Genomic DNA, 11,834 nt, shown 5'->3' with positions numbered 1-11,834 from the left:
TAATTTATTGACTTACAACTAAGTTATTCTTAGTCTTTGGTTGAGTTTTTCTTACCTTAGGTTGCGTCGATGGATCCTAAATTACCACCACTAAATGCACTGCGTACTTTCGTCATGGCAGCGCAAACAGGAAGTTTTGTCAGTGCTGCTAATGAGCTGAGTGTGACGCCCGCAGCGGTGAGTCGTTCGATTAAATCGCTTGAGGATTATTTGGGGTGCAGCCTTTTTCACCGGATGCACCGACAGATATCCTTAACCCACGAAGGACGGAATTACGCTGATAGTCTAGCCGACGTCTTTGATGAAATTAGTTTGGCCACACATAATCTGGTCGGAAAAAATGCCGATCGACCCCTTGTTATATGCGCCTACCCCAGCTTCATCGTTAGCTGGCTAGTCCCCCGCTGGTCACGGTATTTGCAATCTCATCCAGACGCGCAACTTCGGATTGTCACCACTCTTAGTCATGAGATTCATTTCGAACAGAAGGGCATCGACCTTGCAATACTTTCAGATAGTTTAGAGGATCAAAGATATATTTCGTCGCGGTTGTTTGAGACGAATTTGGTTCCGGTATGTCGGCCGGATTATCTCCCGCCTAATACGTTGATCAGCGATGTTGCCGATTGGCAAAATGCACTTTTACATTGCGAAACCCGGCCCAAAGATTGGGAAAGATGGTCAAATGCAAATGGCATTCATGTTGATACAAAGCGTGGTCAATGGTTTGAAAACGCGTCGATGATGTACGAAGCAGCCATGAGCGGGCTTGGAATAGCTATCGGAATCGAAGCCCTTCTGGACCGTGAATTCTCGTCAAACCGCCTTGCCCATGCATTCAGTGATAACAAAGCAATCGTTTGCCCCTTTTCGGTAATCCGACCGAAAGCGACTGAAACCCATCCGTTATTCCCTACCTTCATGTCTTGGCTACAACAGGAGATTTAGAGTGCCCTACCTGTTGTAAGCGGTCAAAATCCGGGGAGCTTCCTGTTAACTACTGGCCTGAATTGTCTCGCCAGCAATCAAACCAATAGCCATGCAGCTCAGATTGGTATTTCCGCTCAGGATTGTTGGCATGATCGACGCATCCGCGACACGCAGGTTTTCTACGCCGCGTACCCGCAGGGCGCTATCAACCACAGAGCTATCATCGTTACCCATGCGACATGTGCCAACGGGGTGATAGACGGTTTCCGCGTTTTTTCTGATCCAGCGACGCACCACCTCGGGATCGGTGCTTAATGCATCTTTATCAATCGCCTTATCTAGATATGTCCGCATGGCTCCACTTTCGACGACATCCACCATACGGGTAACGCCATCAGCCAGCATATCAAGATCCTTCGAATGGGACAAAAACCGCGGATCGATAAACGGAGCATCATTCGGATCGGCGGAGGCTAGCCTGATTTCGCCAACACTTTGTGGGTTGAGCTGGCAAACACGCAAAGCAAAACCGTTCTTTGGATGTTGTTCTCCTTTCGGCGGCCACTTTAACGCCAAGACAAGATGAGTTTGAAATTCAGCTTGGTCAGGACGATCGGTCCCCCAAAAGGCACCCGCCTCAATCCCTTGTGTCGCAGCACTTCCCGTACCTTTGAGAAGATATTGCGCGCCGGCTAGGGCGCTGTGGCAAAGGCCCTCGTAGGGTCGAAAATATTTGGTATAAGTGTCAACGCCCTGCGTCGCCCAACGTATTGAACAATCCAGATGGTCACGCAGGTTCTGACCAACCTCAGGAGCATCAATGATGGGGGTTATCCCCGTTTCGCGCAAATGCGTCGAAGGCCCAATTCCGGACAACATCAAAAGCTGCGGTGTGCCAATTGACCCCGCGCTTAAGATTACTTCGCTATCGGCACGGAGCAGTACTTCATCAGAGCCTTTTTTAACTACAACACCACAAGCTGCACCATTCTCTAGGTGGACCCGCCGTACTGGCAATCCGGACAGAACGGTCAAGTTGCTCCGACCACTCGCTTTCTTAAGGAACATTGACGCGCCATGGCGTTTGCCATACGCGATGTTCACATCAAAGTAACCAGCACCCGCCTGATTTTCGCCGTTGAACCCTTCATCGTTTTGCCCAATGCCCGCTTGCTCACAAGCCTCAATATAGGCCTCGGACAAGGTATGGCCGGTCAATCGCCGCGATAGCTTTATTGGCCCATCCTGTCCGCGCCCGTTACGGCTCACTAGGGGTAGAGCGCTACAATCTTCGATTTCACGCAAAACCCGATACATGTTTTCGGGCCCCCACTCAGGAGAGGAAACAGCCGCCCATTTTTCGTAATCGCTACGGGCACCCTTGATAGCAATCATAGAATTGATGGAAGACGATCCTCCGATCACCTTGCCACGCGGTATATAAATTTTGCGTGCCTCAAGCTCAGGCTGGGCCGTGGTCGAGAATTTCCAGTTATAGGCCGCGCCATTATAGAGCAGTCGTACCCCGGCAGGCATCCTGATGAGCAAGGATTTATCACTCTTTCCCGCTTCGATCAGTGCCACACGTGCTGTCGCATCTCGACTTAGGCGTTCCGCCAAAGCGCATCCGGAAGAGCCCGCGCCGACGATTATATAATCGTAAATTGCACTTTCTTTCATTCGTTGTCTCCTAGTAAATGATCCAAAGAACAATTCCAGGCATCGTAAAACACGCCGCGACGGTCACCAGTTGAATCAAAACGAAAGCCGGTGCTGCGGCGTAAATTGTTCGCAAACTAATGGACGGCGGTGCTACTGACTTCAGGAAAAATATGTTATATCCGAATGGTGGCGTCAGATACGCAGTTTCCAAAACCAGAATGACGAGGGCACCGATCCAAACTAGATTAACATCAAGCGCAGTCAGTACGGGCAAAAACACCGGCATGACCAAAAACAGAATACCGATAGGGTCGATGAAAAATCCCAATACAAAGATTGTGGCAAGCATAACCCCAATCACGACCCCCGGTGAAACTCCCAAGCTATCTATCAAGGCACGCACAACCTCATCACCACCAATACCTGAATAAACAGAGACCAGAAGCAATGAATTGAGGGCAATCCACAACACCATTGTCGTTTGCTTGGCGGCCTCGACCGCCGCTTCAAAAATACGCTTCAGATCGATGGTGCCCAAAATCAATGCGATGATCATACTTGCTGCGGCCCCGATCGCAGCCGCTTCTGTCGGTGTGGCAATGCCTGCGAACAAGGATCCCAAAACTGCAAAAACGACCAAAACGGATGGCACAGTCCGCAAATAGATACGCACACGTTCTTTTGGTTCGATATGTCCCATCATACTGTCATCAGCCGCAGGGCACAGATTTTTATCCAACCAGCAGCGAACAACTATATAGGCAACGAGAAAGAATACCATCACGGCACCGGTCGATAAGCCTACCGCAAACATTTTACCCACTGAAACGCCTGATAACCCGCTAAAGACGATTGCAAGAATGCTTGGAGGAAAAAGCTGGCCAAGTGCCCCACCAACCATAATGACACCCAACGCGATTTTCTCATCATAGTTCCGGCTTAACATCGCAGGCAAAGCTATCTTGGTTGAAGTAATCACACCAACCGCGCTGACGCCTGACATGCAGCCGATTCCAGCGCAGACGAAAATTGTCCCGATAGCCAACCCGCCTCGAACTTTGCCGATTATCAAATACATTGCGCTATAAAGGTCGTCGGCAATACCACTTCGAACAAGTATCGATGCCATGAACATAAAGAACGGCAATGAAACCAAAGAGGTATTCTGCATCCCCGAGTAAACTTGACTGCCCAGAATAAAGATCGAAGCAGGACCCCAGACAAAATAGCCGAAAGCCAGTGAGACAATGCCAACTCCAAAGGCAATTGGCACGCTGAAAAACAACACGATGATCACCGATAGGAAAAGCAGAACGGTAAGGAGCGCAGGGTCCATAATTGGTTTCTCTTTTTAGTCAATAAGAGTTATTTTTGTGGTAGAGAGGGATCGTTACCCTGTGTGGTTCGGATAAACGACGCTAACGCCTGCAAGAACATCGTTCCGACCGCCACGATCAAGAGAAACGACAAAGGCCATACAGGTGGATCCCAGGGCGTGTTCGAAGTCTCCAACATCAAAATGGAGTCAGTGGCACGCTTCCAAATAACTTTAAGAAAGATAGCCGAGTATATGCAGATAACCAGACTAACAGTTCCGGCAAGGATCAAATTCATCCGGCGCGACAAAAGGCTATTGATAAAGTCGATGGCAACATGTCCACCCGTGCGCAGGTTGTCAGCCGCACATAGTAGAAAAATGGAGCCGAACAAGATCTGCACAAGTTCTCCCGTCCATATCGTAGGTTGGGACAGTACATAACGCGCAAAAACTTCGTAACATGCGGCTATCATCCCCGCGATCAGCGCAAGTGTCGCCAAATACGACAGGTATTTTGATGTTCCATCCACTAATGAAAGTAATTTCTGCACGCTCCCGCCTCCCTTTTTTAATTGTTGGGAACGGGCATTACTGCCCGGGCCCTTTTTCTTAGTTCAGACAATAATATTCAGGTTTCAGGGCGCTTCGACAGCGTAGCCAAGCTTGGTCAAAAAATCCATGCGCGACTGCTGGATCACACGAAAGTCTTCTGAGTTGGGCGAATACTTTTCGCGAACGACTTCATAACGGGCTTTCTCGAATTTTTCGATCTCGCCCTCTGGCCACGTAAGAAACTCAACTCCCGCTTCCTCCAGCTTCTTCACAATCTCGCCCTCTTCAAGACGTGACTGCACAAAGAAATCATCGCTTGCGGCCCGCAAAGAGTTGTCCACAATCTCTTTCAGGTCGTCAGGCAATGCGTTCCATGAATCCAGGTTCACAATCCAATCCGAAGACCCGCCCATCGTGAATTTTGGGTTAATGACATATTTGGTAACTTCATGCCAACCAAAGCCGTAATGAACTGGTGTGGATACAAATTCGAACGCATCAATCGTTCCGCGTTGCATGCCGGTATAGATGTCTTCAGATGCCATGCTAACCGGAGAAGCGCCAAATTTGGAAAGGGATTCAGCGGTCAAACCTGCAGTGCGAATTTTGAGACCTTTAAAATCTTCAAGAGACTCAATCTTCTTGTTGGACCAGATGTTTTCGCCAAGCAGTGTCGAAACGCCTAGGTAGTAAAAGTTGTTCCGCTCACCAACTGGCCGAAGCAATTCTTTACCGCCGCCGGAATAGAACCATTCTAAGGCTTGCTGATCATAGAGACCTGCGGGCCATTCGTTAATCCCCTGCAAGGCAGGTTCCTTACCAGCGTAATAGAGTAAGAAAGTGTTGCCGAGATCTAGCGCACCAGCGCGCACAGCCTCTGTTACTTCTGGCGAAGCAACCACTTGCCCTGCTGGAAAGACCTGGATTTTCATACGCCCAGCAGAGGCTTTCTCGACCCGATTGGCGAAGTTTACGACGAGCGAGTTGTATTCTGACATCCCCGTGCTCGCGTAAGTCTGCATGCGCCATTCAACATCGGCTGCTGACGCCTGTAAGGGGCCAAAAGTCAACGCAGCTGCAAAGGCTGACAGCGCTATTGATTTCAACTTGGTTTTCATTTTTCTCTCCCTGTTTGATTTTAGTCTTATTTTGATATGACGCACAACGCGTCAGATCCTATCCTCCGATCGTTTGTTGAGTGACAAATTTTGTTGCCAAAAACTGGGCGACGGCCTCCGCTCCGCCTTCTGTACCCACTCCGGAATCTCCGATCCCACCAAAGGGAACCTCGGGCAAAGCCAATCCTAGATGATTGATGCTCACCATACCGGCCGCAATCCCCTTGCCCAGCTTTGCAACTGTCGCGGCACTTCCGGCGAAAGCATACGATGCTAGCCCGAATTCAAGACGGTTTGCTTCCTCCAGCGCTTCATCCAGAGTGTTGAATGGATTGATCAAAGCAACTGGACCAAACGGTTCTTCATTCATAATACGCGCAGCAATCGGGACATTTGTGAGAACTGTTGGTGCATAGAAGAACCCTTTGTTGGCGATACGATTTCCACCTGTGCAAAGCTTGGCGCCTAGTGACACTGCCTCATCCACCAACTCGGAAACTGAATCGACCCGCTTGCGATTGATAAGCGGCCCCATTTCTGTTGCGGGATCAAGCCCATCGCCAACGACCAACTCTGCGCATTGTTTGACAAACTTTTCAACAAAACGATCGAAGACCTTCTGTTGAACCAGGAAGCGCGTAGGCGACGTGCAGACCTGTCCGCCGTTCCGGAACTTTTGAAGCACCATGAATTTCACAGCAGCCTCGATATCGGCATCTTCAGCAACAATAACGGGTGCGTGGCCTCCGAGCTCCAGCGTCATGCGTTTCATATGGCTTGCAGCCATAGCCCCAATTTGCCGCCCGACCTGTGTCGATCCTGTAAAGCTGATTTTACGGATCACACGATGCGGTATCAGATGGCCAGAAATCATTGGTGGATCGCCATAAACCAAATTGATTGTATTCCCCGGCACGCCTGCGTCAACAAAGGCACGCACAAGTTCAGCAGGTGAGCCGGGCGTATCTTCCGGCCCCTTCAGCACAAAGGAACAACCCGCCGCCAAACCCGCTGCCAGCTTGCGCACACATTGATTGATGGGAAAATTCCACGGCGCAAATGCCGCTACTGGCCCGACTGGCTCGCGTAACGTGAGCTGAAGCACTTCGGCATTGCGCGCAGGAATAACCAACCCGTATGTCCGGCGCGCCTCTTCAGCGCTCCATTCTATGAATTCGGCACCGGCTAGAACTTCGGCCTTGGCCTGCGCCAATGGCTTCCCTTGCTCTAGCGTTAATATCCCGGCGATCATGTCAGCGCGCTCACGCAGAATAATCGCGGCATTTCGCAATATATTCGAGCGGGTATAAGCTGACATAGCCCCCCACTCCTCAAACCCAAGCTGCGCGGATTCCAGAGCGGCATCCAAATCACTTTTAGTTGCGACAGCTACTTTACCTATCATTTGTTCGGTAGCGGGATTCAAAACATCCAGGGCCAAACCTTCGCCGCCCGGACACCACTTGCCGCCAATAAAATGCTGAACCTCTGAATAGCTCATATTTTACAAATTCCCAATTGAGGTCGCTTCAACAACAGTTTATTTTTCTCACGCATATTTTGCACTCCAACTTAGACCATCTGATCGAATGGTAGGTCTATAGGACTGGTCTAAAAGGTGTGCTCCCATACAACTTCCAATCAGCTCGGCGATTACAGCATCAGTCTCAAATGGCCCTCGTCCGATCTTGACCACTCACTGATGACTTCATATCACAGCGAAAAGCTGACTAAGTTTGCAAGCTCTCACTACTTCTCGCAGCTGACAAACGAGTAAATATTAACCCTTGAGCAACTTTATGTTACCTACGCTGATAGTCTCTTGGTCCCGCATTCCCCAAGTAGCGCGCTGATTTCGCTGTCCTGAACTTTGTATTACTTATATAAAACATGGTGTTGATGACTGCGAGGGCAGTGTCCCATCGGATGGTGTAAGAGGCCGCGCGCGGCGCTTGATGAAGCACCGGCGCATCTCGTTCGCGTTGCAGGGCTTTGTCAGGTTGCTGATGTCAGGCTGAGTTTATTGGTGACGGCGAAGGTCACGCAGTCAATTCGTTGGAATAACCGGTCCACAGCGAGAGTGCGTCGTTCCTAGCGTGGCGGTAAGATTCTGCGGACAGGCGGTGGCGCTTCGGGCGAAACAGACTGGTGGCCTGATCATGCACAGATAGAAACTGCTGTGCTTGGCGCGGGGATTTAAACCGACCCATGATCTTCTCGCGTCTTCGTGTATGCCGGTGGGAGGCCTCGCTTCGGTTGTTCAGATGGGGTGGTTGCCGTCCTCCCCAAACGGCATCGAATTGTGCCAGGATCGTGGTGTTCAACGTCACGAAAAGGAAAGGACGGCAAATGAAAGATACAATGATCGGCGTGGACCTGGCAAAGAACGTTTTTCAGCTTCACGCAGCCAGCATGACCGGACACCTGAAATTTCGTAAGAAGCTGTCCCGTCCACAGTTTAGGGAGTTTATTTCTGCGCAACCGCCGGCCGTCCTCGTCATGGAGGCATCTGGCAGTGCCAATTACTGGGCTCGCGAGTTGACCCGCTTGGGCCACGAGGTGAAGCTGATCGCGCCGCAATACGTGAAACCGTTTGTGAAGCGCCAGAAAAACGATGCTACCGACGCGGAAGCTATCGTCATCGCGGCGCAACGGCCGGAGATGAGGTTTGTTCCGCCCAAGTCCGAGAACCAACAGGCCCGCGCGATCCTGTTCCGGAGCCGGGAGCGTTTGGTGAATCAACGCACCGAGCTGGTAAATGGTCTGCGATCAGTCCTTTACGAGTTCGGGCATACAATCCCGCAGGGCATCGGAAACTTAAGCCGCGGGAATGAGATTCTGGAGGATCCGAATTGCGATCTTCCAGACCTGGTCCGCCAGGAGTGTCGAGACCTTTTCGAGCTGATTGAAGAGATCACTGTACGGATCGACGCCAAGTTGAAACGGATCAAAGCTTTGTCCACCGAGACAGATACGGCCAAACGTCTTCAGACGATGCCCGGCGTTGGTCCGTTAAGCGCCCTCGCCATTGAGGCCTTTGCTCCACCACTGGAGACATTCAACTCAGGCCGCGACTTTGCTGCCTGGCTCGGTCTCGTGCCGCGGCAACATTCATCAGGAGGAAAGCCTCGTCTGGGGCGCATGTCGAAGGCGGGCCAGCCTGACATCAGAAGGCTTCTGATCATCGGTGCGATGTCGCGTTTGAGTTGGTTAGGCCGAAAATCCATTCCCAAAGGGTCCTGGCTGGAACGCATGCTCGCGCGCAAACCCAAGATGCTGGTCGCAGTTGCGCTGGCCAACAAGATGGCCCGCGCCCTATGGGCCATGCAAACAAAGAAGGAAAATTATAGGGATCCGACGCAGACCGTCGCTGCATGAACACGGTGCAGCACAGGATGGATCAACGTCGGTGAAGGAGGTGTGAGAAGTCAATGACCTGAATGGGCAGAATGATCGAACAGATCTGGATCGGTAGAACCAGGATAAGGGAAAGAGCACCAAAGCTCGATGTTTAGGTCTGGACCTGATCCGCAGATCACCATCCCGGCCCGCGGCTTCTGAAAGCGCCGCGTTCAAAGGCCTGACAGAAGCTCGCACTCGATCACCAGTTCAGTTTACACGGTTTGAAAAACTTCTTGCATCACGGACGGCAACCACAGAAGCCCTTGTGCGACCAGTGACCCAGCCCGGGCACGAGCTCTCGCTTAGCCGTTCCATATGAGCGAAGCTTGTCCGTCACCAGCACACGGGGTTGGCCCCAACGTTTCATCAGTTTGCGGAGAAATCGGCGGGCCGCGGCCTTGTTGCGTCGGGACTGGATCAGGATTTCGAGCACGTCGCCCTTGGCGTCGACGGCCCGCCAAAGCCAGTGGCTTCGTCCCTTGATTTGGATAACGACTTCATCGAGATGCCATTTATCTGCCGGCGCTGAACGGTCACGGCGGATCTTTGCGGCAAACTGGTGCCCGAACCGGCTCACCCAATCCCGGATCGTTTCGTACGACACTGTAACCCCACGTTCAGCCAACAGGTCTTCGACGTCGCGCAGGCTCAGAGCGAAACGGTGGTAGGCCCAAACGGCGTACCCGATGACGCTCCGTGGAAACCGGAAGCCTTTGATCCGGGACAAATCTTTGGTGTTCAGCATGACAAAAACTACCCCGCCGATGCGGCGTCAGCAACCTGACAAAGCCTGCGCGATGGCGTCGACAAATGGGCCTGCTTCCGCTGCCCCTGCGGGTGCGGCGAGACCATTAAGCTGTCCCTCAGCAAAAACCGGAGACCCAGGTGGACGGCCATATCAGACTGGCTGAAACGCCCGGCGATCTCGCCTTCGGTCCGGCAGACAAACGAGTGTCGGTGTCACTTCTGGATCCGGCAAGGGCGGATCGATTGGTGCAAGGACAGCCCTCGCAGAACATGCAAAGACGCTGTCCAGCGCAAATAAGGTCCCTGGCATGGACGCTGCAGTTTCTGAGCGTTTGCTCTATCGAACTGCCAAAGTTCTTTGCACACCAGGGGCGAAGGTTTATCTTCTACCCCTTGCCGAAGCAGATCAAGGGAGTGTGACGCCGTCGAGATCGCTCGGTTTGAGGCGATAGCGGATAACGTTGCCCTCATGTAGGCCCGCGAGTTGCTCAGCCACGTATGCGACGACGCCTTCTTGGTCGGCTTCTGGGACACCTGCCTCGGCCGCCATCTTCATAAGATCCTCATGCCGAAAGCCCTTGAATTCAAGAACGCGATAGTGTCCCAAGGAATGGTGTAACTTTGTTCTTCGGCCTTGGCTTGGCCGCAGTTACAGGGCGGCGATTGTCGCCGGGTCCATTGGGGTAGTGTCGCAAATGGCGGCGACGGTTTCCAGTGTCATGTAGCGCCGCGTGATCGCCCATTCATCATTTTGCTCCAGCATCAGTGCTCCGACCAATCGTGTGACTGCGGCTTCATTGGGAAAGATCCCGACGACGTTGGTCCGCCGCTTGATCTCTTTGTTGAGGCGTTCAAGCGGGTTGGTGCTGTGAATCTTGACCCAGTGCTCGCGGGGGAAACTCTTGTAGGCCAGCACGTCATCCTCCGCACGGCGCATCAGCTCTGCAAGCTTGGCATGCCGCGGTTCGAAGGCGTCGAGCAACTTGGCCCAGTGCTCTTTCGAAGCTGTGAGCGTGTCTTGGTCGAAGGCCGTCCGGAGCGCCGCAGTGACGATGGGCTTGTCCTTCTTGCCGACGCAGGCAAGTGCGTTGCGCATAAAGTGGACGCGGCAGCGCTGGACTGTCGCACCGAGCACCTTTGCGGCGGCGGCTTTCAGTCCCTTGTGGTCGTCGGCGATGATTAGACGGGTGCCGCGCAGTCCGCGATCGGCCAGAGAACGCAAGAACTCGTCCCAGAAGACCTCGGCCTCACTGGGCTGGACAGCGATGCCCAGAACCTCGCGGCGTCCATCCAGATTAACCGCCACGGCCACTATGGCAGCGACGCTGACGATCCGACCGCCGCGGCGGACCTTGATGTAAGTCGCGTCAAGCCAGAGATAGGGCCATTCGCCTTCCAGCGGGCGGTTCAGGAATGCATCGACGCGTTCATCAATTTCGCCGCAGAGCCGCGAGACCTGGCTCTTCGATACGCCAGTCATTCCCATCGCCTTGACCAGATCATCCACGGAGCGCGTCGATAGGCCCTGAACATAGGCCTCTTGAATGACGGCCGTCATGGCTTTCTCCGCCGCCCGGCGGGGCTCAAGGAACTCGGGCAGGTAGCTGCCTTTACGCAGCTTTGGGATCTTTACGTCGACCCTTCCTGCACGCGTCTCCCAAGCTCGGGACCGGTATCCGTTGCGATGGTTCATGCGGTCGCTGCTTCGCTCGTGCGCGCTGGCACCGCAGAGCTGATCGACATCCAGCGCCATGAGGCGGTCGGCGACGAACCCGAGCATCTCGGCAAGCAGGTTGCTGTCAGATGACTCCGACAAAAGCGCACGCAGTGCGGCAGTATCTGACAGACTGTTCTTGGTCATGGTCGTTCTCCTCGGTCAAAGTTGGGTCCGCAAACCAAACCTTAACCGAAGAACAACCATGGCCGCCAAGCGACTGACCTGCCCCCCGCGAGATCCCTCACTTTAATGTAGAGTTTGCTCAACCATGAAGGAGCAAACATATGCGAAAGAGCCGTTTTACCGAGGCGCAGATTATTGGGATGATTAACAGGCTGCTGAAAAAGTCGGCCCTCGACGCGGTTATGAGAACATGATTCACTTCCGG

At 52.8% G+C, this 11,834-nt stretch carries 10 protein-coding genes and 2 pseudogenes; 3 read left to right on the top strand and 9 right to left on the bottom strand.

Annotation, left to right across the window (positions count from 1 at the left end; all coding sequences use genetic code 11):
- Window positions 1-69: 69 nt before the first annotated feature.
- Window positions 70-948, top strand: a complete 879-nt coding sequence (locus ROSMUC_RS16670) for a LysR substrate-binding domain-containing protein (RefSeq protein WP_102106011.1) — start codon at window positions 70-72, stop codon at window positions 946-948.
- A gap of 45 nt (window positions 949-993) precedes the next feature.
- Here ROSMUC_RS16670 and ROSMUC_RS16665 read toward each other — a convergent pair whose 3' ends face one another.
- The 6 genes and pseudogenes from ROSMUC_RS16665 to ROSMUC_RS16640 form a co-directional block, all read right to left on the bottom strand.
- Window positions 994-2,610 carry a GMC family oxidoreductase gene (locus ROSMUC_RS16665; protein WP_037275501.1) on the bottom strand — a complete coding sequence of 539 codons (1,617 nt, stop codon included), beginning with the start codon at window positions 2,608-2,610 and terminating at the stop codon, window positions 994-996.
- Window positions 2,611-2,620: 10 nt separating this feature from the next.
- Window positions 2,621-3,928 carry a TRAP transporter large permease gene (locus tag ROSMUC_RS16660; RefSeq protein ID WP_051922079.1) on the bottom strand — a complete coding sequence of 436 codons (1,308 nt, stop codon included), beginning with the start codon at window positions 3,926-3,928 and terminating at the stop codon, window positions 2,621-2,623.
- 29 nt (window positions 3,929-3,957) lie between these two features.
- Window positions 3,958-4,461 carry a TRAP transporter small permease subunit gene (locus ROSMUC_RS16655; RefSeq protein WP_102106010.1) on the bottom strand — a complete coding sequence of 168 codons (504 nt, stop codon included), beginning with the start codon at window positions 4,459-4,461 and terminating at the stop codon, window positions 3,958-3,960.
- Between the two features lie 84 nt (window positions 4,462-4,545).
- Complete coding sequence (locus ROSMUC_RS16650) at window positions 4,546-5,580, bottom strand: TRAP transporter substrate-binding protein (RefSeq protein WP_102106009.1); 1,035 nt, start codon at window positions 5,578-5,580, stop codon at window positions 4,546-4,548.
- Between the two features lie 58 nt (window positions 5,581-5,638).
- Window positions 5,639-7,081, bottom strand: a complete 1,443-nt coding sequence (locus tag ROSMUC_RS16645; protein ID WP_037239070.1) for an NAD-dependent succinate-semialdehyde dehydrogenase — start codon at window positions 7,079-7,081, stop codon at window positions 5,639-5,641.
- A gap of 538 nt (window positions 7,082-7,619) precedes the next feature.
- Window positions 7,620-7,844 (bottom strand): annotated as a pseudogene (locus ROSMUC_RS16640) (IS6 family transposase); the annotation flags it as partial.
- Window positions 7,845-7,929: 85 nt separating this feature from the next.
- On the opposite strand from ROSMUC_RS16640, the gene ROSMUC_RS16635 reads away from it, so the two are divergent.
- Window positions 7,930-8,958: an IS110 family RNA-guided transposase gene (locus tag ROSMUC_RS16635; RefSeq protein WP_037239072.1), complete on the top strand. Its 1,029-nt coding sequence runs from the start codon at window positions 7,930-7,932 to the stop codon at window positions 8,956-8,958.
- A 283-nt stretch (window positions 8,959-9,241) separates the two neighbouring features.
- Here ROSMUC_RS16635 and ROSMUC_RS16630 read toward each other — a convergent pair.
- A pseudogene (locus ROSMUC_RS16630) lies at window positions 9,242-9,727 on the bottom strand (IS6 family transposase); the annotation flags it as partial.
- A 45-nt stretch (window positions 9,728-9,772) separates the two neighbouring features.
- On the opposite strand from ROSMUC_RS16630, the gene ROSMUC_RS21445 reads away from it, so the two are divergent.
- Window positions 9,773-10,027 carry a ubiquitination-like system serine protease family protein gene (locus tag ROSMUC_RS21445; protein ID WP_255331228.1) on the top strand — a complete coding sequence of 85 codons (255 nt, stop codon included), beginning with the start codon at window positions 9,773-9,775 and terminating at the stop codon, window positions 10,025-10,027.
- 108 nt (window positions 10,028-10,135) lie between these two features.
- On the opposite strand, the gene ROSMUC_RS21095 is transcribed toward ROSMUC_RS21445, so the two are convergent.
- Both ROSMUC_RS21095 and ROSMUC_RS16620 read right to left on the bottom strand, forming a co-directional pair.
- Window positions 10,136-10,279 carry a hypothetical protein gene (locus tag ROSMUC_RS21095; RefSeq protein ID WP_206018471.1) on the bottom strand — a complete coding sequence of 48 codons (144 nt, stop codon included), beginning with the start codon at window positions 10,277-10,279 and terminating at the stop codon, window positions 10,136-10,138.
- Between the two features lie 99 nt (window positions 10,280-10,378).
- Window positions 10,379-11,590: an IS256 family transposase gene (locus ROSMUC_RS16620; RefSeq protein WP_037239075.1), complete on the bottom strand. Its 1,212-nt coding sequence runs from the start codon at window positions 11,588-11,590 to the stop codon at window positions 10,379-10,381.
- Window positions 11,591-11,834 lie beyond the last annotated feature (244 nt).

It is taken from the genome of Roseovarius mucosus DSM 17069, from assembly GCF_000768555.3.
In the GTDB taxonomy this organism is placed as follows: domain Bacteria; phylum Pseudomonadota; class Alphaproteobacteria; order Rhodobacterales; family Rhodobacteraceae; genus Roseovarius; species Roseovarius mucosus.
This window is presented reverse-complemented; position numbering and strand designations above follow the sequence as displayed.

What these genes read in the sequence shown, in the direction of transcription:
- ROSMUC_RS16670 (WP_102106011.1), top strand. Translation starts at nt 70, where the DNA reads ATGGATCCTAAATTACCACCACTAAATGCACTGCGTACTTTCGTCATG.
- ROSMUC_RS16665 (WP_037275501.1), bottom strand. Translation starts at nt 2,610, where the DNA reads ATGAAAGAAAGTGCAATTTACGATTATATAATCGTCGGCGCGGGCTCT.
- ROSMUC_RS16660 (WP_051922079.1), bottom strand. Translation starts at nt 3,928, where the DNA reads ATGGACCCTGCGCTCCTTACCGTTCTGCTTTTCCTATCGGTGATCATC.
- ROSMUC_RS16650 (WP_102106009.1), bottom strand. Translation starts at nt 5,580, where the DNA reads ATGAAAACCAAGTTGAAATCAATAGCGCTGTCAGCCTTTGCAGCTGCG.
- ROSMUC_RS16645 (WP_037239070.1), bottom strand. Translation starts at nt 7,081, where the DNA reads ATGAGCTATTCAGAGGTTCAGCATTTTATTGGCGGCAAGTGGTGTCCG.
- ROSMUC_RS16635 (WP_037239072.1), top strand. Translation starts at nt 7,930, where the DNA reads ATGAAAGATACAATGATCGGCGTGGACCTGGCAAAGAACGTTTTTCAG.
- ROSMUC_RS21095 (WP_206018471.1), bottom strand. Translation starts at nt 10,279, where the DNA reads ATGGCGGCCGAGGCAGGTGTCCCAGAAGCCGACCAAGAAGGCGTCGTC.
- ROSMUC_RS16620 (WP_037239075.1), bottom strand. Translation starts at nt 11,590, where the DNA reads ATGACCAAGAACAGTCTGTCAGATACTGCCGCACTGCGTGCGCTTTTG.